General features: G+C 43.9%; 20 protein-coding genes and 1 pseudogene. 15 read left to right on the top strand and 6 right to left on the bottom strand.

Annotated features, from left to right (window positions below; genetic code table 11):
* Positions 1-59: 59 nt before the first annotated feature.
* Positions 60-1787, bottom strand: a complete 1728-nt coding sequence (locus CW735_RS18490; protein WP_232368434.1) for a protein-disulfide reductase DsbD — start codon at positions 1785-1787, stop codon at positions 60-62.
* Positions 1788-2429: 642 nt separating this feature from the next.
* On the opposite strand from CW735_RS18490, the gene CW735_RS18485 reads away from it, so the two are divergent.
* The 3 genes from CW735_RS18485 to groL all read left to right on the top strand — a co-directional run bounded on the left by CW735_RS18485 (position 2430) and on the right by groL (position 5281).
* On the top strand, positions 2430-2975 hold the full coding sequence (locus CW735_RS18485) for an FxsA family protein (protein WP_071980928.1): 546 nt from the start codon (positions 2430-2432) through the stop codon (positions 2973-2975).
* 334 nt (positions 2976-3309) lie between these two features.
* Positions 3310-3600 (top strand): co-chaperone GroES, encoded by a 291-nt coding sequence (locus tag CW735_RS18480; protein ID WP_071980927.1) that lies wholly within the window; start codon positions 3310-3312, stop codon positions 3598-3600.
* Between the two features lie 40 nt (positions 3601-3640).
* Positions 3641-5281: a chaperonin GroEL gene (gene groL / locus CW735_RS18475; protein WP_071980926.1), complete on the top strand. Its 1641-nt coding sequence runs from the start codon at positions 3641-3643 to the stop codon at positions 5279-5281.
* A 124-nt stretch (positions 5282-5405) separates the two neighbouring features.
* On the opposite strand, the pseudogene CW735_RS18470 reads toward groL, so the two are convergent.
* Positions 5406-7227 (bottom strand): annotated as a pseudogene (locus tag CW735_RS18470) (DUF885 domain-containing protein).
* Positions 7228-7399: 172 nt separating this feature from the next.
* On the opposite strand from CW735_RS18470, the gene ppiC reads away from it, so the two are divergent.
* Positions 7400-7681, top strand: coding sequence for a peptidylprolyl isomerase PpiC (gene ppiC / locus CW735_RS18465; RefSeq protein WP_032097769.1), 282 nt, complete (start codon positions 7400-7402; stop codon positions 7679-7681).
* 20 nt (positions 7682-7701) lie between these two features.
* On the opposite strand, the gene CW735_RS18460 is transcribed toward ppiC, so the two are convergent.
* A complete protein-coding gene (locus CW735_RS18460; protein ID WP_071980925.1) occupies positions 7702-8415 on the bottom strand; it encodes a hypothetical protein in 714 nt (237 codons plus the stop codon).
* A 113-nt stretch (positions 8416-8528) separates the two neighbouring features.
* The gene (locus CW735_RS19670) at positions 8529-8702 is read right to left on the bottom strand and encodes a DUF6435 family protein (protein ID WP_152561612.1); all 174 of its coding nucleotides are present in this window, start codon (positions 8700-8702) and stop codon (positions 8529-8531) included.
* Between the two features lie 596 nt (positions 8703-9298).
* On the opposite strand from CW735_RS19670, the gene CW735_RS18455 reads away from it, so the two are divergent.
* The 5 genes from CW735_RS18455 to speA all read left to right on the top strand — a co-directional run bounded on the left by CW735_RS18455 (position 9299) and on the right by speA (position 14866).
* Positions 9299-10456, top strand: coding sequence for an NAD(P) transhydrogenase subunit alpha (locus CW735_RS18455; RefSeq protein ID WP_071981392.1), 1158 nt, complete (start codon positions 9299-9301; stop codon positions 10454-10456).
* A gap of 2 nt (positions 10457-10458) precedes the next feature.
* On the top strand, positions 10459-10740 hold the full coding sequence (locus tag CW735_RS18450) for an NAD(P) transhydrogenase subunit alpha (protein WP_071980924.1): 282 nt from the start codon (positions 10459-10461) through the stop codon (positions 10738-10740).
* Between the two features lie 11 nt (positions 10741-10751).
* Positions 10752-12140 (top strand): NAD(P)(+) transhydrogenase (Re/Si-specific) subunit beta, encoded by a 1389-nt coding sequence (locus CW735_RS18445; RefSeq protein ID WP_100973082.1) that lies wholly within the window; start codon positions 10752-10754, stop codon positions 12138-12140.
* 239 nt (positions 12141-12379) lie between these two features.
* Positions 12380-12814 carry a hypothetical protein gene (locus tag CW735_RS18440; RefSeq protein ID WP_071980922.1) on the top strand — a complete coding sequence of 145 codons (435 nt, stop codon included), beginning with the start codon at positions 12380-12382 and terminating at the stop codon, positions 12812-12814.
* A gap of 141 nt (positions 12815-12955) precedes the next feature.
* Positions 12956-14866 carry a biosynthetic arginine decarboxylase gene (gene speA / locus CW735_RS18435; RefSeq protein WP_100973081.1) on the top strand — a complete coding sequence of 637 codons (1911 nt, stop codon included), beginning with the start codon at positions 12956-12958 and terminating at the stop codon, positions 14864-14866.
* 23 nt (positions 14867-14889) lie between these two features.
* Here speA and CW735_RS18430 read toward each other — a convergent pair whose 3' ends face one another.
* Positions 14890-16008 (bottom strand): serine hydrolase domain-containing protein, encoded by a 1119-nt coding sequence (locus CW735_RS18430; RefSeq protein WP_442855916.1) that lies wholly within the window; start codon positions 16006-16008, stop codon positions 14890-14892.
* Positions 16009-16319: 311 nt separating this feature from the next.
* On the opposite strand from CW735_RS18430, the gene CW735_RS18425 reads away from it, so the two are divergent.
* Genes CW735_RS18425 through CW735_RS18415 form a run of 3 tightly spaced genes read left to right on the top strand, consistent with a single transcriptional unit; the run spans position 16320 to position 19208 of the window.
* Entirely contained in the window at positions 16320-17711 is a 1392-nt protein-coding gene (locus tag CW735_RS18425; protein WP_083595336.1) for a DNA-3-methyladenine glycosylase 2 family protein, read from the top strand.
* 55 nt (positions 17712-17766) lie between these two features.
* Positions 17767-18339, top strand: coding sequence for a methylated-DNA--[protein]-cysteine S-methyltransferase (locus tag CW735_RS18420; protein ID WP_071980919.1), 573 nt, complete (start codon positions 17767-17769; stop codon positions 18337-18339).
* A complete protein-coding gene (locus tag CW735_RS18415) occupies positions 18330-19208 on the top strand; it encodes a DMT family transporter (protein ID WP_071980918.1) in 879 nt (292 codons plus the stop codon). Before CW735_RS18420 ends, CW735_RS18415 begins: the two co-directional genes overlap by 10 nt.
* A 12-nt stretch (positions 19209-19220) precedes the next feature.
* Here CW735_RS18415 and CW735_RS18410 read toward each other — a convergent pair whose 3' ends face one another.
* On the bottom strand, positions 19221-20642 hold the full coding sequence (locus CW735_RS18410; RefSeq protein ID WP_071980917.1) for a sensor domain-containing diguanylate cyclase: 1422 nt from the start codon (positions 20640-20642) through the stop codon (positions 19221-19223).
* 228 nt (positions 20643-20870) lie between these two features.
* Here CW735_RS18410 and glmU point away from each other — a divergent pair, with 228 nt between their 5' ends.
* The 3 genes from glmU (at position 20871) to CW735_RS18395 (ending at position 24415) form a co-directional block, all read left to right on the top strand.
* On the top strand, positions 20871-22229 hold the full coding sequence (glmU, locus tag CW735_RS18405; protein WP_071980916.1) for a bifunctional UDP-N-acetylglucosamine diphosphorylase/glucosamine-1-phosphate N-acetyltransferase GlmU: 1359 nt from the start codon (positions 20871-20873) through the stop codon (positions 22227-22229).
* A gap of 104 nt (positions 22230-22333) precedes the next feature.
* The gene (locus CW735_RS18400) at positions 22334-23359 is read left to right on the top strand and encodes a Gfo/Idh/MocA family oxidoreductase (RefSeq protein WP_071980915.1); all 1026 of its coding nucleotides are present in this window, start codon (positions 22334-22336) and stop codon (positions 23357-23359) included.
* A gap of 234 nt (positions 23360-23593) precedes the next feature.
* Entirely contained in the window at positions 23594-24415 is an 822-nt protein-coding gene (locus CW735_RS18395; protein WP_071980914.1) for a DeoR/GlpR family DNA-binding transcription regulator, read from the top strand.

The raw sequence follows: 24415 nt of genomic DNA, 5'->3' as shown, positions 1-24415 counted from the left end.
ACTACCTTTAATCTACTTGTTAAACGCCTAGAGTTTAGAGAATTTTTTGGTAATCTCATTCACTTGTTAAGTGCATTATTGACATGTTCAGCAAACTCTTCGGCATCCATAAAGCCAGTAACCCGTGATTGACGAATTTCCTTTCCACTCGTATCGAAAAATAAGATAGTTGGCAAACCAAGCACTTCAAATTCATCAAAAATTTCCTGGCGTTCAGGCGTGTTATCAGTGAGATCCATTTGCATCCACACTGTATTGTTTAGTGCAGTTACCACACCCTGGTCGGGGAAAGTGTATTTTTCAAACTCTTTACACGCCACGCACCAATCGGCATAAAGGTCTACCATCACGGTTTTGTCTTGAGCGTTGGCCGCCGCAATTTTTTGTTGAAGGTCGTTAAGGTTTCTGGCTTTTACAAACTCAGGATGTTCCTTTTTCTCTCCCCAAAGACCCACATTCTCGCCTGTTTGATAAGCAATGCCTGCACTGCCCATAATGCCTATTGCCACTAATATAGCGCGCCCAAGCTTCATCATTGAGTTTGCTGTAGCGCGATTTAGCCACCAGTAATAGCCAAATAAGCCAAAGCCCAAAGCTGCCCATAAAAAATCGGAGAAGGCGCTGTTCCAAAGGCGCTCTATAAATACAATGGCGACAGCGAGCATCATGAACCCGAATGTTACCTTGACAACATTCATCCAGTTGCCTGCTTTTGGCAGCAGTTTTCCGCCCGTTACGCCAAAGAGAATAAGCGGTATTCCCATCCCTATGCTGAGCAAGTAGAGCGAGATAAAGCCTAAGGTCATATCGCCTGTTTGAGCAATGAACAGTAAAATTCCGGTAAGCGGAGCGGTGGTACACGGCGAGGCAATAAGGCCAGACAGTACGCCCATAATGAAAACACCCACAAAGCTTCCCGGGGTTTGGTTATTGCTCGCCGATGTCAGCTTTTCCTGCCATTTAGCGGGAAGTTGTATTTCAAAACCGCCGAACAAAGCAACGGCCAAGGAGATAAATAAAGCAATGAAAACACCAAGTACTACAGGGTGTTGCAGCGCCGCTTGAAATTGAGCGCCGGCCACCGCTACCACAAGACCAAGCAAAGAGTAAGTGATTGCCATGCCCTGTACATAAACAAATGTAAGCCAGAAAGAGTGCGACAGTGTTTTTGTTTTTCCTTGCCCAATAACAATACCAGACACAATAGGGTACATAGGGAAAACGCAGGGCGTAAATGCAAGCCCAATGCCTAAGGCAAAAAATAATAAAAGAGTAAGAGGCAAGTTTTCTTTGTTGATAAGTTGATTTGCTAGCGAAAATTGTTCACTTTCCACTGAGGATCCGTTGCTCTCGTTTGCGCCTTGCCCCTCGGCCATCACCTCATTAAGGTAAACCACTTTTATCGTTGGCGGGTAGCAAAGCCCTGCGTCGGCACACCCTTGATAGCGAACCTTAACGATACCGTCAGATGAGGCGTTCTCGATAGGCAGTGTAATCACAACACTGTTATAAAATACCTCAGACTCGCCGAAAAACTCATCCTCAATCATAACTCCTTTGGGATAGGAGGCTGTCCCTATTTCGGCATCTTTCGCTACGTATTTAAACTGCTTTTTATACAGGTAATAGCCGTCTGCAATGGAAAAGGTTAAGGAGAGCGTTTTGTTTTTTTGGTTGAAGTCGAAAACAAAAGCTTGTTCTACATCTAAAAATTCAGGTTCTTGAGAAAATGACGCATCTAAACTGTCGGGGAATTTAGTTTGTGCCACCGTATTTGTAGCCAACATAATCGAGCACAATGCCAAGGTAAAAACCATAAACATACGGCGTATTGAATCAAATGCAGACTGATAAGAAGGCTTACAAAAGGGTAAAACATTATTCATGATGACAACTTCTTTTATTCATTTGTATTGCTGAATTTTATTGGTTTAATTCTGTTGCTTTAACATACTAGATGTATCGCGAATTTGGCGCGCGAGCGCATTGTAACGAACTCTTACTTTGACTTACTCACTGCTATCCGCTCTTGCTCGCTTTAGTTATAACGTTACTTGATACTGTTTATTCGTATAAAAAGAGTGCAAGGCGTGAAAATAATCTGCGCTTAATGTTCTTGCATTAATGTGCTCTGTCACAAACACACTTTACCCGCAAAAAATGGGCAAAATTTGCTTTGTGCGTACTAAGACCGATATAGTAACAGTATTGTTTCACGGTGAAAGTATAAACCGTGGTTGTCGGTCGCGCTATGTAGCCGTTTAACCGAAAGAAACCGAACCTTTTCTTGTGATCGGTTTCTAAAGCCATACAACTATCACTTACTTCGCGGTACTGAGAAAACGTTACCTATTAAATTCACCCTTTAATAGCGGCCAATTAAATAGTACCCGAGTTCCATTGTTTATAGTGACAAAAGAGGACGCATTTTGCGGGTTTTATTTATATTATTTGCCCTTCTCCCTATTCTAGAAATCGCCATTCTAGTGAATGTAGGCAGTATTATCGGTGGCTGGAATACCATAGGTATTGTTATTTTAACGGCCTTTATTGGTGCTTATTTTGTTAAACGCGAAGGAATTGCGACACTTCAAACTGCACAGGCAAAAATGCAGCGTAACGAGGTGCCAGGCAAAGAGCTGGTTGAAGGCTTAATGTTGGTGATCGCTGGCGTTTTGTTAGTAACACCAGGGTTTGTAACAGATATATTAGGTTTTTTATTCGTAATGCCAGGGTCACGACATCTGTTGGCCTCTCAAGTTAGTAAGCATATGAAAATGCGCGTGGTTATGCCGGGCGGAGCTAGCGCAGGTGGGTTTCACTCCCATCAGCAGCAAAACCCTTTCTCCGGTAGCCCGTTTGGCGATGACCAGGGCAACTCGCCTTTTCACTCAGATAAGAAAGATTCAGACGGCGTTATCGAGGGTGAATATACCGACAACACACAAAACGACGAAGATAAGCGCCTTAAGTAGCCTTAAATAAATACAGACAAGAGCTTTGAAGGCTATTTATCGGCTTCTGTTCAATCATAATTTGCCATGTTTTTGCTGCTTCAACTTACCGGTTCACTCACTTTGTGGATAAGTGATGAACCGTCCCACCTTTGAAAACACCGCTATTTATTAAAAAAATCAATTTTTTTACATTTTTTTGCTGAAAAACACTTGAACTTGAATAGGTACTACCCCATCTATCGGTGCAGACAACAGTTTAACTGCTCAGCAATGGGCATCCAGGCACTCAACATTCAAAAGGTTGAATGTTGATAATTAACTTTGAATAGTGGAATTTTCAGGAGACTTGAAAATGGCAATTCGTCCTTTACACGACCGCGTAATCATTAAACGCGCAGAGCAAGAAAGCAAATCTGCAGGCGGTATCGTTCTGACTGGTTCTGCAGCAGAAAAATCAACTCGCGGTGAAGTAATCGCTGTGGGTAACGGTCGCATACTAGAAAATGGCGAAATTAAAGCGCTAGACGTTAAAGTTGGCGACACTGTTATTTTTAGTGACGGTTACGGCGTTAAAACAGAAAAGCTAGACGGTGAAGAAGTGCTTATCCTTAGCGAAAGCGACATCCTAGCAATTGTTGAGTAATAACGACTTACGACTAACCGAATTAGAGAGGAATTGAATCATGGCAGCTAAAGAAGTACGTTTTGGTGACGACGCTCGCACAAAAATGCTCAAAGGCGTAAACACGCTAGCAAATGCAGTAAAAGTAACACTAGGTCCTAAAGGCCGTAACGTTGTTTTAGACAAGTCTTTCGGTGCACCTACTATCACTAAAGATGGTGTATCTGTAGCCAAAGAGATCGAGCTTGAAGACAAGTTTGAGAACATGGGCGCTCAGATGGTGAAAGAAGTAGCCTCTAAAGCGAACGACGAAGCGGGTGACGGTACAACTACCGCTACTGTTCTAGCGCAATCAATCGTAACTGAAGGTCTTAAGTCTGTTGCAGCGGGTATGAACCCAATGGATCTTAAGCGCGGTATCGATAAAGCAGTAATTGCAGCTGTTGCTGAGCTAAAAGCACTTTCTACAGATTGTGCAGACAGCAAGTCTATTGCCCAAGTAGGTACTATTTCTGCTAACTCAGACGCAGAAGTAGGTGACATCATTGCTCAAGCAATGGAAAAAGTAGGTAAAGAAGGCGTTATCACTGTAGAAGAAGGTCAAGCACTTCAAAACGAACTAGACGTTGTTGAAGGTATGCAGTTCGACCGTGGTTACCTTTCTCCATACTTCATCAACAATCAAGAAAACGGTACTGTTGAACTAGACAGCCCGTACATTCTATTGGTTGATAAGAAAATCTCTAACATCCGTGAACTACTTCCTACTCTAGAAGCAGTAGCGAAGGGCGGCAAGCCGCTACTTATCATGGCTGAAGATGTTGAAGGCGAAGCGCTAGCAACATTGGTTGTAAACAACATGCGCGGCATTGTGAAAGTAGCTGCAGTTAAAGCACCTGGTTTCGGCGACCGTCGCAAAGCAATGCTTCAAGACATCGCGGTATTAACTGGCGGTACAGTTATCTCTGAAGAGATTGGTCTAGACCTTGAAAAAGTTCAGCTTGAAGACCTAGGTACTGCTAAGCGTGTAGTTATCAACAAAGACAATACTACTGTTGTTGACGGTAACGGCGACGAAGAAGCGATTGAAGGCCGTTGTGCTCAAATCAAAGGTCAAATTGAAGAGTCGTCTTCAGACTACGACAAAGAAAAGCTTCAAGAGCGTTTAGCTAAGCTTTCTGGCGGTGTTGCAGTAATTAAAGTTGGTGCAGCTACTGAAGTAGAAATGAAAGAGAAGAAAGACCGCGTTGAAGATGCGCTACACGCAACTCGCGCTGCGGTTGAAGAAGGCGTTGTACCTGGTGGTGGTGTTGCACTAGTTCGCGCGGCTTCTAAGCTTGACGAGCTAACAGGCGACAACGAAGACCAAACTGTAGGTATCAAACTTGCGCTACGTGCTATGGAAGCTCCTCTACGTCAAATCGCGTCTAACGCAGGTGCAGAAGCGTCTGTTGTTATCAACGCAGTAAAAGGCGGCGAAGGAAACTACGGCTACAATGCTGCAAACGACACGTACGGCGACATGCTAGAGATGGGTATTCTTGACCCAACTAAAGTAACGCGCTCTGCACTTCAGTTTGCATCGTCAATTGCTTCACTAATGATAACTACCGAAGCAATGGTGGCTGAACTACCTAAAGACGAAGCAGCTCCTGCAATGCCTGATATGGGCGGCATGGGCGGTATGGGCGGCATGATGTAATCATCCCCTAAGCTTAACGCTTAAAGAAAGGGCGCTACTTCTTTGTGAAGTTAGCGCCTTTTTTATGTGTGTATATTTTAAGCCTGCAATGCAGGCTTATCTTTAAATGCTTACTAAACCGTAGTTATGTGCTTTTAGTGTCTTCAATGTAGGCGTCGATTAATTCCTCTAAAATAGAAAGAGGAACAGCCCCATTTTTCAGTACCACATCGTGAAAATCGCGTAAGTCGAACTTATCGCCTAAGGCATTTTTCGCCTTCTCTCTTAGCTCCAAAATCTTAAGCATGCCTACTTTGTATGAAGTAGCCTGGCCAGGCATAACAATATAACGCTCAATTTCTGAGGTAACGTCACTCAGCGCCATACCCGTATTATTTACCATGTAGTCGATAGCCTCTTCTCGTGTCCAGCGTTTATCGTGAATACCCGTGTCTACCACTAGGCGCACCGCTCTGAACAGTTCCGCTTGAAGTCGACCAAGATTATCCAATGGATTTTCTTGAAAGCCCATTTCCCACGCTAAATATTCTGAGTACAACGCCCATCCTTCTGTGTAAGCAGTGAATGGCGACATTTTACGAATAAAGGGCATGCCCTCAATTTCCATTGCTAGCGCTATTTGGAAGTGATGGCCTGGAATGCCTTCGTGATAGGCCAGCGTTCGCATGCTGTATTTGGGTGTTGCCTTTATGTCGTAAAGGTTTGCGAAAAAGCGACCCGGCCTAGAGCCATCTATGGCTGGCTGCTGATAATACGCGCCAGGTGCGATTTTTTCTTTAAACTCAGGAATACGAACTACTTCCATGCCTGCCTTAGGACGAATGCGAAAAACCTCGCTCATACCCTCTTCAATTTCATCAAGAATGATTTGATAGTCTTTCAGTATTTGCTCACGGCCCGCATCACTGTCTTCATAATAGTGAGAAGGATCAGAGGCTAATGCGTCCATGGCAGTAGTGAAGCCTTGAGAGGTGTCGTATCCTTCGTCTGCAAGAATTTTCAGCATTTCACCTTGAATTCTAGCTACCTCTTTTAAGCCAATATTATGAATTTCGTCTGCGGTCATATCGGTGGTAGTGAAAAAGCGAAGGGCGTTGGCGTATACCTTATCGCCATCGGGCAAATGCCAGTATCCGTCATCTGTGCCCGCTTTGGTTTTAAGTGTTGTGAAATAGTCGATGAATAGCTGATAAGCACGATTTACATCATCATTAATTCGCGCTTCCGCTTTGGCTAAAAAGTCGTCTTGCTGCTCTTGGGACAGTGACTCTATATCTGCCATTTTTTCTTTTAGCGAGCTGTAAAGAATGTTCTCGTTAAGCGGTGATGAAATAAACCCGTTCATTTCATCAAGCACGCGTTCGATAACAAAGCGAGGCGGAATAATGCCTTTATCTTCACGTAGTTTAAGGCCTTCCAATACCTGCGCAAACTTTTCGTCAACTGCTTCTAAGCGGCTGAGATAGTTCTCAACGTCGGTCTCATCTTTAATTTGATGCTGCCCCTGCATAAAGCTGGGGTACCCATTTTGCACCCCAAAAAGTTGGTTTACAGGGTAGGTGTGATATTTAAAGGGCTCATTAGTGAGAAGGTAATCAAGAAGGTAAAGGGTAATCTTCTTGGAAAGTAACTCATCTTTGCTTAAGTCATCATCATCGTAATTCTCGATGATGCTTCTAATATTACGAGCCTTGTTATAAAGCTCCTCACTTTTTTCGGGGCTAGCATCATCTAGCTTAGCGTTGTGCCCTTTAATGCCTACCGACTCTAAAAACCCCAAAGAGGTAAGTGTTTCCGGGCTATCAAACGCTACTTTTACCATTTCTCGGTTAAGAGTTGTTAAAGTAAAAAGGTTTATCTGCATACCATTCGTGAGCAGCAAAGCTGCCGCCTAAAGCGATTATGGCTACTAAGCCAACGCCAATCCATTTAAAAAATCGTTTCATTATTTTTATTGTCCAAATTTTGTTCTCGACCTACGTTAGCGGAATTTGCGCTAAAAAGTAAACCTATTCAGCAAAATTGAAATACTGCCTAGCGGTTATTCGTATGCTTACGCTAAGCGTTGCTCTGGGTTATACTCTGAGGCGTAAATATTCAACGCTAATGGGCATTGTCATGGCAACAGCAGCAGCGGTACATATTCTGGTAAAAACCGAAAAAGAGGCCCTTTCTATTTTAGAGCAGCTGAAAAAAGGCAAAAATTTCGGCGCACTGGCTAAAAAGCATTCAACATGCCCATCGGGAAAACGCGGTGGCGATTTGGGGGAGTTCCGTCGCGGGCAAATGGTAAAAGCGTTCGATGATGTTGTGTTTAAAAAAGAAGTGTTAAAAGTGCACGGGCCAGTAAAAACCCGTTTTGGTTTCCATATTATCAAAACCCTGTATCGCAATAATTAATACTTCTTACGTTAACGCCCTTAAATTCCCGACTCCCACTTTTCTCCGCATACCTGCTCTTTTGTAAAGGCATGATAGGGGCTATTAAATTCGTGTATGTTCTCTCGCATGGCTGCGTAGTGGTCGACACTAATAAATGGCGTGTTCTCTGCTTTTCCAGCGTTATCTAAAAGATAATAGCTGGTGGAATAGTCAGTAAGCAGCATGCGATTAGCGGCTTCGCTTTCTGTTAATCGCAACCGCGTGACGGCTTTAAAACGCGCGTTTTCGTTGGGCAGAGCCAGAATTGTGCGAAAGTAATACCCTTTTTCAGTCTGCTGTTGTGAAAAACCATTGAGGGTGGCAATAAGGGTTTTTAAGTCTATCGCTTCGCGCTGTAGCATAAAGTCGTGATGAATGACTTTTTTTCCTTCGCTGCTCTCTTCTCCCGCCGTGTAAACTTGCTCTTCTTCTAAATCCGATAAATAGCGTTGCCCTATTTCGGTGTAGTGAATAAGGGCATCTGTATTCATACGAACAAAATAGTCACTAATACCCGATGGGACTACTTCAAACAGCATGAGATCGGGAGTCACTGCGCCTCTTTCTTCTGGGGATTGTGGGCCTCGGGGGGCACACTTTTCTGAAATGAAATAATAATATTGACCGGCTTCGATGGCCTGCGCGCTTTTATGGAAAAAGGATGATGTAAAAACGATGCCGTATAACATCGTTATGAAAAAACGAAATACCATGATACTCAGCGCCCTTGTTTAGGTTATCGCAACGAAGGCGCTAGTATACGGTTATCTAAACTACAATGCGAAATGAAGGTTCCAATTCACATAGCAAAAGCAGAAGAAAAGAATTACTGCTGCTTTTCCGCTGCTTCTATTTTCTTCCACAGCTCTTCAGATTCTGCAGTGAGCATAGAATACGTTTTTATATCGCCCTTCCTTTGCGCAAGCATGGCTCGCTCTAGAAGCTGGTCGTATTCTTTTCGCATTTTCTTTGACGGATTCGATTTAAAAAGCCCAAACACTATTTTTTCTCCTCACGGCGCGCAGTGCATTTTTTTAAAAGCAAATAACGGCTGTGTACTCTGGTTATGGTGTATTTTTTGTTTTATTTTCGGTTTAATAAACGCTAAGTAATACACGGTTTGTAGCGCATGATCTCTAGCAATTACTGAGTTAACGTTTTAATCCGACTAACTGATCACATCACAGCAAAAAAGAATTACTCACCTTTTTATCAATTTCACGTTTTGTATATAGCGCTGCTCTGCCACAGCCGGTTCATTTTTTATACCTTTACGGCTGTGCAAAAAATAACCTTCATGCCTCATTCCTCCCCTTTGATAACCAAAAATAAGACCGGTGAAATAAACATAATAGAATTTCATATAAATTATAGTTATGTAATTAAAGATTAAAATTTTGGTAATAAATATCTTTGAAGCGTATGTTTAACAAGGTTTAGAGTAAAAATTAAACAACCTTGTCGAGCTCGGTTAGTTAATAAAAATTCAAACGACCGTTTAATTAAGTCAAAAAATGATCAGCATAAGTGAATAAAATAGCTTGGCCAGTAACAAAAGGTGTCATGCTCGAAGAGCCTACTAATAAGGAGAAGCGTGTGAAAATCATCGTGTTAAATGAATCAAAAACGCCTGATCCGCTGAACAAGGTGGAAAAGCGTTGCGCTGTAACGCCATCAAGTGCGCAGCGGTTAGTGAAGAAAGGGCTGTCTATAACACTCGAGGCAGGTGCTGGCTTACTATCTGGTTATTCTGATAAAGAATACGAAGGTGTAGGTGTATCTGTCATTAGCGATGTGAATGAGTCAATATCATCAGCAGATATGTTAGTGGCGGTGAATAAGCCCAGTGAATCTCAATTGGCGTTGATGAAAAAAGGGGCCATTGTGGTAGGCCATCTTGACCCTTTCTTTCAACAACCGCTTATTGAATCTATTGCGCAAAAGCAGCTAACCGCTATTTCCGTTGAAATGATCCCTCGTTCATCTCGAGCGCAAAAAATGGACGCACTAAGTTCGCAGGCAAGCCTAGCGGGATACGTCATGGTTATGCAGGCCGCTAGTCTGCTCCCCTCAATTTTACCCATGATGATGACGCCTTCAGGCACCATTAAACCGGCAAAAGTGTTTATTATTGGCGCAGGCGTAGCCGGGCTTCAGGCAATTGCCACAGCCAAGCGTCTTGGCGCAAATGTACTTGCCTATGATACCCGAGAGGTAGTGGCAGAACAGGTTGAGTCGTTAGGCGGCAAGTTCCTTAAGATTGATATTGGTGAAACTGGTCAAACAAAAGATGGCTATGCCAAAGAACTCACCGAAGAGCAAAAAGCCAAACAGCAGGAGGCTCAGCGAGATGCCATTGCTGATTCCGATATTGTTATTACCACGGCGCAATTATTTGGGCGCAAACCCCCGGTGCTTATCTCAAAAGATACGTTGGCATTAATGAAGCCAGGCAGTGTTGTGGTAGACATGGCTGCAACCTCGGGCGGTAATGTTGAAGGTTCAGAACCCGGAAAAACGACCTTAGTTAACGGTGTAAATGTGATTGGTGATGGTTACTGGAGCCAGTTTGTAGCAAGGGCGGCTACCGACATGTATGCCAACAATATTTATAACTTAGTAGACGAGTTCTTCGATACTGAAACCAACACCTTCAACCTAAATTTGGAGGACGACATTCTCGCCGGCTGTGTTATTACCCATCAGGGAAGCGTAACCAATGACATGCTGCTAACTACTTACAAAGGGGCGTAATCATGGAAATCATATACTTACTTTTTATTGTGGTACTAGCAGGTTTTCTCGGTTTTGAGCTTATTCGAAAAGTACCCGCTACATTACATACGCCACTTATGTCTGGTTCTAACGCAATATCGGGCATCACGCTTGTGGGCGCTTTAGTGGCGTCGGGTAGTGACAATAGTGTGTTAACTACGGTACTTGGAACCGTGGCAGTAGCGCTGGCAAGCATCAACGTAGTGGGCGGATACTTAGTGACCGATCGCATGTTAAGCATGTTCAAGAAAAAGAATAAATAGGGAGTACGCAAGTGAACAATATTGTAACCACTATAAACCTAGCGTACGTAGTTGCTGCGGCACTATTTATACTCGGTCTTAAATTATTAAGTCATCCAGATACCGCTAAAAAAGGTAACTTTATTTCGGCAGTGGGTATGCTCATTGCGGTTATTGTAACCTTGCTCGACCAGCAAATTATAAGCTATCACTTCATTCTGCTTGGTTTTGTCATCGGCGGTGCCTATGGCGCGTGGAAAGCAAAAACCGTAGAGATGACGTCAATGCCAGAAATGGTGTCTTTGTTTAATGGTTTTGGCGGTGCAGCCTCGCTGTTGTTGGGTTGGGCCACATTATCAAGCATGAGTACGATGGCATTAAATACAGCCAGCGTGTTTACGTTCTTAACTCTCTTTTTCACTATTTTGGTAGGGGGAGTCACGTTTTCAGGCTCGGTTATCGCTTGGGGTAAGCTGTCTGGGAAGTTGAGTTCAAAGGCTGTTATTTTCACTGGCTTACGTGAACTAAGTATCTTTCATCTAATTGCTATGGTGGGTATTGGCTATTTGTTTGCTACAGACCCTGCTAATACGCTGTGGTTGTATTGCGCCATTGCTTTAGCACTAAGCTTTGGTTTACTGGCTACCATATCTATCGGTGGCGCAGATATGCCGGTGGTAATCGCTCTGCTGAACAGCTATTCAGGTATTGCTGCATCTGCTGCCGGTTTGGCTACAGGTAATACTATTCTCATCGTTACCGGTCTATTAGTAGGTGCGTCTGGGCTAATTCTTACCAATATTATGTGTAAAGCCATGAACCGTTCGCTTATGAATGTGTTGCTTTCAGGATTTTCGACACCTGTTGAGGCGGGCGAGAAAATTGAAGGTGAGATAAAAGTGTTGGCGGCGCAGGATGCGTTTTACGTGCTAGAAGCTGCCCAGGCCGTGCTGGTTGTTCCTGGGTACGGTATGGCGGTAGCGCAAGCGCAGCACGCTGTTCGTGAACTCCAGTCATTGCTTGAGGAAAACGGATGTACCGTCGATTATGCTATTCATGCCGTTGCCGGACGTATGCCGGGACATATGAACGTACTGCTAGCGGAAGCAGACGTGCCTTACGATCAGCTATACGAAATGGACGACGTTAACCCACGCATGGAGAATTATGACGTGGTTATTGTTATAGGTGCTAACGACGTTGTTAACCCTGCGGCAAAAGAGATGAAAGGTAGCCCCATATACGGTATGCCGGTTATTGAAGCATATCGCGCCAAAACAGTCTTTGTACTTAAGCGTTCTGCTATTGCAGGCTTTGCAGGTGTAGATAACCCGTTATTCTTTAAAGAAAACACGCGAATGGTGCTGGGTGATGCGAAGGAAACCATAAACAGTATTATTCGTGAGTTTGGTGACGACTAAGTTGTTCACGGATTAAACTTAACGTTTGCGTGCTTTATTGGTAATCGCAACATTTAAAAAGAAAGAGCGCTAAGGTGTGCTTTCAATAGCATTGTTATGTTTTTGAAGGCACACATTACTTTCATCTATGACCAATTTCTGGCTAAAAGAAGATATATTTTTTCGAGGTTGTTAAACGTCTGATTCCGTTCTAACATCACGCTTCTATATTGCCACCGATACCAAGCTGAAACCCTGTAATGAGTGAATTCCCGTCTAAACGTACTTTTGACATCGAAACCTATCAAAATTGTATTTTGGTAACACTTCGAGGCCACTGGGATACAGCCACAAATATAAGTTACTTGGGAGAGCTGACGACTACACTGCAGAAACGAAACGGTAAACCGTTTCATCTACTAGTGGATATTAGAGCCTGGTCGACTCCAGACTCAGAAATTGACAGTCGTATTAGACAGCCTATTCAGCTAGATCGCAGAAATCAGTTAAGCGAGTTGTGGCTGGAAGATGAAAATACCAACGCGGATCATATTGCAAAAAAGTATTTCGTAAATGAAGCTTTTGTCCTTGAACGCACGCAAGATGCAGGGGTGTTTTTAGGGTTAGCAAGCGAGAGAGTTGAACCAAGTACGATGGCATACGTAAAATCGTGGGTACATACCGCAACTCCGTAAACGGAGTAATGCGATAAATATAATTATTCGACACAATCGATATTTTACATCGCAACATTTGCGATGTTGTCTATAATACGCGGCTTATTTTTGCACTCATTTGCTAGGTGTTTCCTAGCGCACTGTTAAAAGGTGACTACATTGTCAAATTGGAGTATCGAGGAAGCAGAGCGCGTTTATGGCGTTTCTCAATGGGGCGGCGGCTATTTTCAGATAGGTGAAAATGGCAACGTTCATATTACCCCCGTGCCTGAAGATCCCAGTATTCGCATCGACTTCAATTCGGTTATCGAAGATATTCGCAAAGAAGGTGTGCAATTTCCTGTGGTTGTTCGTTTTCACGATATCTTGCGCTCGCAAGTGGCTGGATTAAATAAAGCCTTTCGAAAATCGATCACAGAAGCTGAATATCAAGGCGAGTATCAAGGTGTTTACCCGGTTAAGGTAAACCAGATGCGCGAAGTGGTTGAGGAAATTGTTGATGCAGGCAAACCTTACAACTATGGGCTAGAAGCTGGGTCAAAAGCAGAGCTTCTCACCGTACTGGCAATGAACACTAATGAAGAGTCGCTCACCATCTTAAATGGTTACAAAGATGATGAAGTAATGCGTTTGGCGTTACTAGGTCGCAAGCTTGGGCGCAAGGTAGTTGTGGTAGTTGAGAAATTTACCGAACTACTATTACTTGTGAAAGTGGCAAAAGAGCTGGATATCGATCCTATTATTGGCGTTCGCTCAAAAATGACGGTAAAAGGTCGCGGTAAGTGGGAAAGTTCTGGCGGCGAGCGAGCAAAGTTCGGCCTAACCATTACCGAGATAATTAACGCGGCGCGCTATTTAGAAGAGCAGGGCATGGCCCATTGCCTCAAGCTATTACATTTTCACATTGGCAGTCAGTTAACCGATATCCGCGCTGTCAAAGAAGCCGTTACTGAGGGCGCACGTATTTATGCCGATCTGCATAAAATGGGCTTCGCTTTAGACTATGTCGATGTAGGCGGTGGCTTAGGTATTGATTACGATGGAAGTAACTCAACCAACGAGTCTTCGCGTAACTACAGTATGCAAGAATATGTAGCTGATGTTGTATACGGCATGAAAGAAATGTGCGATCTGGAAGGCGTTCCTCATCCTCATTTAGTGAGTGAAAGTGGCCGTGCCATTACCGCACATCACAGCTGTGTTATTACCGAAATTGTGGGTGAAATTAAGTCTAATGCCGCCGATATGGACACATCTGCAAAAGAAGGCGAGCACTTTTTCTTGAAGAATATACGAGAGCTTGCGGAAACCTTCGACGAACAAGAAAACATGCACGAAGTGTATAACGACGCTTCGCAATACAAAGAGCAGGCCCTCGACGCCTTTAAATTGCGCGTTATTCCATTAGAGGAATTGGCCAAGATAGAAACACTGTATTGGCAAATAATGGGCAGATTGCAAACTTGGTATCGTAAAGAGGAATACGTTCCCGAAGAGTTACAAGAGCTTGATTACAGCTTGTCATCACAATACCTGTGTAACTTCTCTGTGTTTCAGTCGGCGGCAGACACTTGGGCTATTGATCAACTTCTGCCTGTAGTTCCACTGACGAGAATGAATGAAGAGCCTACAGTAAACTGCTCACTGGTTGATATAACCTGTGATAGCGACGGAAAGATTGACCAGTTTACTATTGGCAGAGAAATTACTGATGTGCTGCCCATGCACCCCTTAAAACAAGACGAGCCTTACTACGTTGGGCTGTTTTTAACAGGGGCTTATCAAGATGTAATGGGCGACATGCACAATCTTTTTGGCCGTTTGAACGAAGTGCATATTTACAGCTACGACGATGACCCAGAAGACTTTTACATTGAAGAAGTGGTGAAAGGCTCATCGGTTGAGGACGTACTGAATGTTATGCAGTATAACCCTCGGGCTATGGCATCTGATGTAAAACGCCTGATTGACAGACATGTGTGGGATGGAAAGCTCAATCCTAGAGAAGGTGTTCGCTGGACAGATTTTTATGAAAAATGTTTAAGCGGTTACACTTATCTCAAGCAGTAGATAGCTTGCTATTGCCGGTGGCGTTAGTCACCGGCTTGCTTTAAAAAGCGCTTCCACAGCTCGGCAGTTGTGTTATTAATCATATTTGATTCTGCATTCATCAGCATGACATACCCGGCTTTTTTCTCTGGCATAAACGCAACATCTGCGCGATACCCCTTAACCCAGCCGCCGTGATAATTCAGTTTTTTTCCATCGAGATCATATATGCGCCAGCCTAGGCCGTAGTGTGCGTCGTCTATCATACCTCGCCAGCCGCGGCGATAGGTTTCACGTTTAGTGCGAACCCGCTCGGTTGTTACGTATTCAACCATTTCTTTTGAAATAACAGTGGGAAATTCACCTAACAGCGCCTGCAGATAAATGGTCATATCGTAAATGCTGGCGTTAACCCCAGCTGCCGGTGAAAAGCGATAGTAATTACTTTCTACTTTGCCCTCATGCCACTTGTTACGTGCTATGGCTATGTGCGGCCTGGCCCAAGAGTCTGAGGCTAATAAGCCACCTTTTCCTACGCTAGAAGATGTCATCCCAAGTGGTGAAAATAGATACGACTGAATTTGACTCGAATAAGAGGTGTCTTGCTTGCTAAAGTAATATTCTAACGCGCCGAATAGAGCATTTTGGTAGGTATAGCAGTCGCCGGGTTTACACAGCGGCTCGAGCTCGCCTAGCGATTTAAGAACGCGCTCTAAAGAGTAATCGGCTTCAATTAAGTTATCGTACGCATTGGGCATAAAGCCGCTAGATTGGCCAACGATGTGCTGTAACTCTAGAGTGTCTGTCCCTTTTCCGTTAAAAGGAATATCTGGGAGCAGCGTGTTAATAGACGTATTCCACGCGAGCTGATTGCGTTCTACTAATTTAGCGCTAAGTAACGCGGTAAATGTTTTTGAAACCGAGGCAAGACGAAACACGGTGTCTTTGGTTACTTTAGTGCCGCCTTTTTTGCGTGTTTTACCATAGACATAAACTCTTGGCGTTTTACCCTGCTCGTAAAACACAAAGGCATAGCCGGGTACGTTGTATTTGTTCGCCTCTTTTTTAACATAGTTTGCATAGTTGTCGAGCCAGTCAGCAGATGCAATATGTGGGTAAAGCAGCCACATGGGCATTACGCACATTAAAAAAAAGCGCGACATCAAAATGCGCAAAGTAGATAGCATACAGTCAGCTCGTTGGGCGGAGCTTTCAGTAAATGAAAGCTCAGCAGTCATAATAAGAATGGCAATATTATGCGTATAGGTTGTTCAATTATCAAATGTGAGTGAAAAGTGGCTCTAAGCCCAAGTCACACACTCCCCTTTAATGATTATTGCGCACCGACTGGCAAGCAATGACTCTTACTCGATGGTAAGTTCCGATTTTGTCGCCTAAATACTGCTATATAAGGTTAAACTCAGTACTCATTTATAAAAATAGTCATCCGAGCAAGCCAGCGTAAGGAGTTAACGTGTTCATTTCTGACCAGGTTCAGCGCCAAGTTTATGCCGCAGCAAGGTGTAGCAGAGATGCGCGATTCGACGGTCGCTTTTTTGTTGCGGTAAAAACCACGGGTATTTTCTGTCGTCCAGTTTGCCCAGCCAAATTGCCTAATGAAGCAAACGTCACGTATTACTCCCTTGCGGCCCAAGCTATGGCAGACGGTTATCGACCTTGTTTTCGATGTCGCCCCGACAGCGCGCCGCACTCTGCCGCGTGGTATGGAGCCGAAACTACAATAAACCGAGCTACGTCACTTCTTTCACAAATACCTACTCAGCCAATTAGCACTATTGCATCTCGGTTAGGTATAAGCGAACGCTATCTCAACAAACTGATAACAGCTGCCATCGGTCTGTCACCAAAGCAGTTTCAAGCGATGCAGCAGGCATTATTTGCAAAGCAATTGGTACAACAAACTCGCTTACCTTTAATTGATATTGCACTAAGCTGCGGGATGTCGTCGCAGCGCCAACTGCAAAGAGTGGTTCAGCAGTATTGCAAAACAACACCAACGGCACTAAGGAAGACGACGAATGAGGGGGGTAACAAGGTTGCTTTGTCTTTGTCTTATCGCCCACCTTACAATTGGCCACATGTAAGAGACTTTTTAGCTCTTCGCGCCGTAAATGAAATGGAATCCGTTACTGATAATACTTACCAGCGCTGGTTTGAATTTGAAGGCGTGAAAGGCCACTTTTGCGCCCGTCACAACGCACAAAAGCGAGGTTTTGAAGTCACGGTCAGTTTGAATAGCTTTACGCCGCTTTACCGCGTTATTGAAAATATAAAAGCTATGCTAGATCTAAACGCTGATCCAATGTTGATAGAGCGAGGGTTACTTCAAGCAGGATTAATAAAGCAGCAACTTGTTGATGGACTGCGTTTGCCTAGCGCATGGAGCCTGTTTGAAAGTGGCTGTCGGGCTATTTTAGGTCAACAGGTGAGTGTGAAGGCAGCAATTGGTCAGCTAACAGTACTGGTTAATCACCTGGGAGAAAAGTGCAGCATTGACGGTGCTGACAAATATTGTTTTCCAAGCGCAAAGTCGGTGGCTAACAGCCATTTAGATTTTCTTGGCATGCCGCAGACGAGAAAAAACGCATTAAGGAATTTTGCTCAGCTTTTTTTAGCCAACCAACAGCCAAGCTATGCTCAAATTTTAGCGATAAAAGGTATTGGGCCTTGGACAGTCGATTATATTAAGATGCGAGGCGAGCGTGACCCTGATATTTACCTAGAGGGTGACCTTATAGTTAAGAAAATGGCAAAGCAGTTTCCAGTTAGCCCGAGCAAGGCTGCGCCGTGGCGGAGTTACTTAACTCTTCAATTATGGCAGCTCAGCGGCTCGGAACAAAAATGATGCTATTCGACTTAAGCCAGTCAGAAACGGCAAGTTAACATTAGTAGGTCGAAATATGAATGAAAACGGTAGGAAGGACGGCTCTGAACAGTCGTTTTTATTTTCACAGTCAATAGACACACAGCAGGGTTTACTGACGGTCCAGGCTAGCAACAAGGGAGTGACCGCTATTACTTTTGGGGAGTTTTTAGGAGCCTCACAGCCTGCCCATACGAAATCTACCGCAACAGCGATTGCTCCTAATCAAGTAACAAGCAGCGAAATAACAAAAAACGCAATAACAGAAGAAGCATGCACACAGCTAAAGGCGTACTTTGCCAAAAAGCTCGATACGTTTGACTTACCTTTAGATGTTAATGGAACCGAGTTTCAAATGTCGGTATGGAAAGCTCTCAAAGAGATTCCGTATGGACAGACGGTGAGCTATCTCGACATCGCTAAAACAATTGGTAATCCCAAAGCGGTTAGGGCGGTTGGATTAGCAAATGGAAAAAACCCGATCGCAATTGTTGTACCCTGCCACCGAGTAATTGGCAGCAACAACACACTTACAGGCTACGCCGGAGGCCTAGCGCGTAAGCAATTTTTGCTAAATTTAGAAGGAGCCCAAGGCAGGCTATGGGAATAAAAGATATTGTTGCGCTGGTGGTATTGGCAGGTATTTGGGGGGGCTCTTTTATTTTTATGCGTGTTGCCGCCCCTGAATTTGGCATTTATGTACTGGTAGCCATTAGAACGCTATTGGCTACTGCGGTGCTTCTGCCTTTGCTTATAATTACCGGCGGCCTCTCGCAAATAAGGCATCATTGGTTTGCTATAGCGCTAGTAGGCTTAGTAAATACTACCGTGCCCTTTGTATTGTTTAATTACAGTAGCCTGCATTTGGAAGCTGGCGTTAATGCTATTTTAAATGCCACAGCTCCCATGTTTGGCGCTATTGTTGCCTGGCTATGGCTTGGCGATAAGCTTACAAAAAGCGCCATAGTTGGCTTATTCGTTGGCTTTATCGGCGTTGCGGTTATTAGCCAGCAAAAACTTGGTGAAGGCGAGGTGAGCTTTCTTCCCATATTAACCGCGCTTTTTGCAACAACCTGTTATGGCATAGCTGCCAGCATGATGAAGAAGTGGTTGCAGGGAGTAAAACCATTGGCTGTGGCCACAGGTAGTCAGGCCTTTGCGAGCATTATGTTAACGCCGCTCGCATTGGCTACCTTGCCTGCAACTATGCCTAGCAGTCACGCTTGGCTAAACGCAGTGGCCCTTGCTATAGGCGGAACGGGCATCGCTTATATTCTTTACTTTAAGCTTATTGCTGATGTTGGGCCAGCCAAAGCAATTACTGTAGCCTACCTAGTTCCTTTGTTTGGCATAGTGTGGGGCGTGTTACTGCTACAAGAACACCTATCAATTCAAACCATAGTAGGCGGTGCGCTTATACTCTTCGGCGTTGCGTTAACTACTGGCGTGCTAACAAAAAAGCGCAAGCGGCGCACATAACGTTAGTCGCGTTTAGTCAATTAGCTGCATGCGCACTAAGTTACTGCCATCACGCTTCGCTTGGTATAGAGCGTCTTCAGCATGGGCTGTTACCTCTTGCATGGGGCGAGAAGAAGCCGTATACGAAATGCCAAAAGTCGCTGTAATTTGAATGTCGGGCAGTTCAATAAGCGGTGGCAGTGTTGCAATGCCATGGCGCAGGTTTTGGGCTATTTCAAGAGCAACGTGAGGGCCCGTATGCGGCAGCAGAATAATAAATTCATCGCTACTCCAACGGCCTAATACGTCTTCTTTACGTAATTTACCTGATAAATACGCAGCAACTTTGTCTAAAATATCATCGCCAGCATTACGCCCATGGGCATCAATAATTGTGGTTAGGTCGTCTAAGTTTACTATCACCACGCTAAGAGACTTATGCTCTTCTAGCAACGCTTTATAGATAACTTGCAAGGCTTTTTTGTCTGGCAGACGGTTGGTTTGGCGTACCACCAAATCAGGCTGCATGTCTTTTCTGAAATAATACAGCAAGTTATAAATCAATAAGAAAAGAGAAAAGACAACCACCAGTAGCGTTACCACACTAAATATAAACGCTTGTGAAATCTCCGCTTGTCTATCTTCAAGAGGGCTTAATAGAAAAACCGTCCAGCCAAATTGATTTAGTTTTACTTCTGCTATCAAAAAATCTTTTTGATTAATGGTAACAAGCTTGTTGTTTAATGCCTGTTCGTTTTGAATAGACAACGGTAAATTGGCATACCAAGGCAATTCAGATAAGTTAGTAAAGCTAGAATATGAAGCTACAAGTGCTGGGTCGGAGGACAACATAATATCGCCCTTGCTATCTACAAATAGAAAATCGTAGCCATATTCCTGTTTGTACGAATCGAAAATTTCAATAAAGCTTCGCAGGCTTTTACCTACGCCAAAAAAGCCTAGAAAACGGCCGTCTGAGTCGTGAATTTTTATGTCGATGTATAAATGTGTATCTTCCCATTTACCAATATCGGCAACGGCGTCGTCGGGGTGATCGCGATATTTAAAATACCAGCTCACCTCTCCTTCAATTAAATTGATAATGCTGCCATCGGCATTGTATTGCTTTCTTTCGGCTTCGCTGGCGATAAAAAATGATAAGCCAAATTCGTCTTCAAGACGGTTTAACGTGCTAAAAACGGCGTCGCTGTCTACAGAGTCTTTGTTCAATAATCCGACGAGCTCTGTTGAATGGCCTAAAGCGTCAGAGATATGCAGAGGCTTGAGAAGTTGCTCTACAATAAGCGATATGGCGGGTGATAGAGATTGCTGCTGGGCGCGGCTTTGTTCCGCTACAATTTTGGAAATACTGAAATGGACTAGGGTTACAATCGCGATTACAACGACAGCAAATAGCACCAATATACTTCTGTGTAGGGTTCTAAATGTGTTCACAGACTGCGCATGCTCCCTTGCCTGACTGAACTTATTAAATACGCAAAAGAGTATACCCGTTGCAAATATGAACTACTAGCGTGTTCGCCGCAGATTAGACTAAATGTCGATTCTTAAACGATTTTTGAAATTAAAGTGGGGGCTGACCATATACATTCGCTGACATTATCTTGTAGCTTGGTTACACTACGCTAAGAATATTTTATGTTTGCATAATAAAGGAATTGTATGGCGTTCTCAGTGGTTATTCTGGCGGCGGGCAAAGGCACCCGTATGAAATCTTTCCTTCCAAAGGTGCTGCACAAGGTAGGCGGTGTGCCTATGGTGCAGCGCATAATAAATTCGGTTAAATCACTGGGTTCAGATAGCATTCACCTTGTTTACGGCCACGGTGGCGATTTACTTCAACAAACAATTGTTGAAGATAACCTTAATTGGTGTCTTCAGTCTGAACAGCTAGGCACGGGCCATGCGGTGCAACAGGCAGTTCCCCATATTAAAGACGACGAAGACGTATTAATTCTGGTTGGCGATGCCCCGCTTATCACTGAGCAAACGCTAGAAGCCTTAAAAACTGTGAAAGCTAGCTGCGACCTAGCATTGTTAACCGTTGAGCTAGATGACCCAACGGGCATGGGAAGAATTGTTAGAGAAAATGACAATATTACCCAAATAGTGGAACACAAAGACGCAAGCGACGAGCAAAGAGCGATAAAAGAAATCAACACCGGCATGATGATGATGTCGGGCGCCGATCTTAAGCGCTGGTTAGGTAATTTAAGTAACAATAATGCGCAAGGCGAATACTATCTTACCGATGTTATCGCCATGGCGGCTGCCGAAGGCAAGCGCATACAGTCTGCTCAGCCTTCATCGCCTGTGGAAGTGGAAGGCGTTAACAATCGCATTCAGCTTTCTCATTTAGAGCGTGCACTTCAAGCACGTCAGGCGCAGCAACTGATGACTGATGGTGTAACGCTTTTAGATCCGGCACGGTTTGACTTACGCGGTAAATTGCAAAACGGTAACGACGTTGTTATAGACGTTAACGTTATTGTTGAAGGCAACGTAACCCTTGGAAACAATGTTGTTATTGGTGCAAATTGTATTCTGCGCAACTGCCATATAGCAGATAACGCTGTTATTGAGGCCAACTCAATTATTGAAGAAGCGACGGTTGGCGAAGCCTGCGTAGTTGGGCCTTATGCGCGCCTGCGCCCCGGTGCCGTAATGCACAAAAACGCCAAAGTTGGCAACTTTGTAGAAATGAAAAAGACAGTATTAGGTGAAGGCGCAAAAGCGAATCACCTGACATATTTAGGCGATACCGAGGTAGGTGCTAATGCCAACATAGGCGCAGGCACCATTACCTGCAATTACGACGGTTTGAATAAGTCGAAAACCGTCATTGGTGAGAACGCATTTATTGGTTCTAACTCATCCCTTGTAGCGCCTGTAAGTGTTGGCGATAACGCAACAGTAGGCGCCGGCTCAGTAATTACTTCAACGGTAGACGATAGTGCCCTCGCTGTTGCCCGCGGTAAACAGCGCAACATAGCCAACTGGCCACGCCCCACCAAAAAATAAAATAAAGGGGGTCAGATCCAAATTAAATTCTAGTTATTGATTTAATTGACTTTATTTGGATCTGACCCCCTTTATTAACCCACTTTTGTTGTTAAGGTATTGTCATGATCGCTACGTTATTAGTTGGTTTCGGCTTTTCAGCTAAAACCTTTCATTTGCCTTTTCTGGAATACCTCTCAGATTTCACTGTTACCGCTGTAGTGTCTTCCAAGCCTGATGATGTTAATCGCGCATTACCTAATGCAATAATGTATGCCTCACTAGAAGAAGCGTTTGATAGTCAAAAATTTGATTTAGTGGTTATCACTACGCCAAATCACCTTCATAGTTCGCAAGCTTTCTTGGCGCTTACACACGGCTGTCATGTATTGGTTGAAAAGCCGTTTACGCTTAGCACGAAAGATGCAGAACAATTGGTCTCTTTAGCCAATAAGAAAAATAAGCGATTGTGCGTGTTTCACAACCGGCGCTTCGATGGTGATTTTCTTACCTTAAAGCAACTGATGGAAGAAGGTAGGCTTGGCAAGATTAAGCGTTTTGAAAGTCGTTTCGATCGTTTTCGACCTGTGCCCCGAAATCGTTGGCGAGAGAATGCCGGGCCGGGAAGCGGTATCTTTTGGGATTTAGGTCCTCACTTAATCGACCAAGCGCTTCAGCTTTTTGGCAAGCCTAAAGCGGTATCTGCCAATGTATTAATTCTTCGTGATGGCGGGCAATCTGACGATACGTTTGATATCACTCTTCATTATTCTGACAAAGTGGTAACCCTAGGCAGTTCAGCATTTCAAGCTGGCGCAACGCTGCGTTTCGATTTACAGGGAACGAAAGCAAGCTACCGCAAGTTTTACCTCGACCCTCAAGAAGACCAGCTCAGGCAGAATATGCGTTTAGATAGCGAAAGCTGGGCTGTTACTTCTGCTGCCGAGCATGGAATATTGGCGAATGAAGGTCAAGCCGAGGTAATTCAAACTTGCCGGGGACAGTACATTTTGTTCTTCGAGCAACTTGCTTATGCCATTAACAAGCAAGGCCCTTTGCCAGCTGATGCCGAAAGTGTTGTTGAGGTTATTCATATAATCGAAACGGCTATACAGGCGAGCGTAGAAGAGAGAAAGCTGCCGATTAATTAAACGAAACACTTGAATGAAGTTTCAAAATACCTTACGCTTCTTTCAAATTGAAGTGTTCTCCTTTCGTTTTGAAAGTTTTGGCGCGTTTTGTAGCTTTATATTTTAATCTCATTTTCAAATAGAGTTTCGCTGAGCTGAAAACAAAATTCATGGCTTTAAACGGTTCAATTGAAAGCAGCTCAATTTAATCCGGCTCTTATTAAAACCGGCTCTTACTAAAAGAAGTGTAGTAAATTGAAAAATAGTAATTCGGTTAAGTTAAGGCGACAGCGCATAGTGGAATGGGTGAACGAGCACGGTCATACGCGCGTTGAGACACTTGCCATGCAGTTTAAAGCTTCTGAAGTTACGATTCGAAAAGACCTTTCTGAACTTGCCGCAGAAGGTTCACTCATTAGACAGTTTGGCGGTGCAGTACCCTCTACATCTAATACCGCGCAAAGTGATTCAAACTCTACAAAAGTTGCTTTTTCAGCGAATGCCTTCCCATCTACCCTTGTTACCAGCGAACTCGTTAACACTATCGGAAAATATGCTGCAAATTTAGTGAAGTCTGGCAGCAAATTAGTTATCGATTGCGGTACAACAACATCTTCAATACTTCCTCATCTGTCAGCCATTAATGATTTAGTAGTAATGACAAACACGCTATCAACAGCCAACTTTTTAACCCAGGGTGATAAAGAACCTACCGTGCTAATGGTGGGTGGGACCTGGGATCCATTGTCGCAGTCTTTTCAGGGCTCGATGGCTGAACAGCTAGTTAGTGCCTATAGTTTCGATATTGCGTTTATTGGCGCTGCTGGTATTGATGTTGAAAGAGGTACAACAACGTTTAACGAGCTAACTGGGGTGACCCGAGCCATGGCGAACGCTGCAGACAAGGTAGTGGTGATGGCCAGCGCAAAAAAATTATCCCATAAAATGCCCAACCTGGAATTGGGCTGGAACCAAATTTCTGTTCTGATCACAGATGAAAATATTAGTGCTCAGGATAAAACGAACATTGAAAATCAAGGCGTGACGGTAATAGTCGCCACGCAAGACGGAGAATAA

The sequence above is a fragment of the Alteromonas sp. MB-3u-76 genome, assembly GCF_002831605.1.
Classification (GTDB): Bacteria; Pseudomonadota; Gammaproteobacteria; order Enterobacterales; family Alteromonadaceae; genus Alteromonas; species Alteromonas hispanica.
The sequence above is the reverse complement of the archived record's forward strand: the minus strand, read 5'-3'. Positions and strand labels throughout refer to the sequence as shown.

Coding starts and splice junctions, on each gene's coding strand:
- CW735_RS18490 (WP_232368434.1), bottom strand. CDS start 1,787: ATGTTGGCTACAAATACGGTGGCACAAACTAAATTCCCCGACAGTTTA.
- CW735_RS18480 (WP_071980927.1), top strand. CDS start 3,310: ATGGCAATTCGTCCTTTACACGACCGCGTAATCATTAAACGCGCAGAG.
- groL (WP_071980926.1), top strand. CDS start 3,641: ATGGCAGCTAAAGAAGTACGTTTTGGTGACGACGCTCGCACAAAAATG.
- ppiC (WP_032097769.1), top strand. CDS start 7,400: ATGGCAACAGCAGCAGCGGTACATATTCTGGTAAAAACCGAAAAAGAG.
- CW735_RS18460 (WP_071980925.1), bottom strand. CDS start 8,415: ATGGTATTTCGTTTTTTCATAACGATGTTATACGGCATCGTTTTTACA.
- CW735_RS18450 (WP_071980924.1), top strand. CDS start 10,459: ATGGAAATCATATACTTACTTTTTATTGTGGTACTAGCAGGTTTTCTC.
- CW735_RS18440 (WP_071980922.1), top strand. CDS start 12,380: ATGAGTGAATTCCCGTCTAAACGTACTTTTGACATCGAAACCTATCAA.
- CW735_RS18430 (WP_442855916.1), bottom strand. CDS start 16,008: ATGTCGCGCTTTTTTTTAATGTGCGTAATGCCCATGTGGCTGCTTTAC.
- CW735_RS18420 (WP_071980919.1), top strand. CDS start 17,767: ATGAATGAAAACGGTAGGAAGGACGGCTCTGAACAGTCGTTTTTATTT.
- CW735_RS18415 (WP_071980918.1), top strand. CDS start 18,330: ATGGGAATAAAAGATATTGTTGCGCTGGTGGTATTGGCAGGTATTTGG.
- glmU (WP_071980916.1), top strand. CDS start 20,871: ATGGCGTTCTCAGTGGTTATTCTGGCGGCGGGCAAAGGCACCCGTATG.
- CW735_RS18400 (WP_071980915.1), top strand. CDS start 22,334: ATGATCGCTACGTTATTAGTTGGTTTCGGCTTTTCAGCTAAAACCTTT.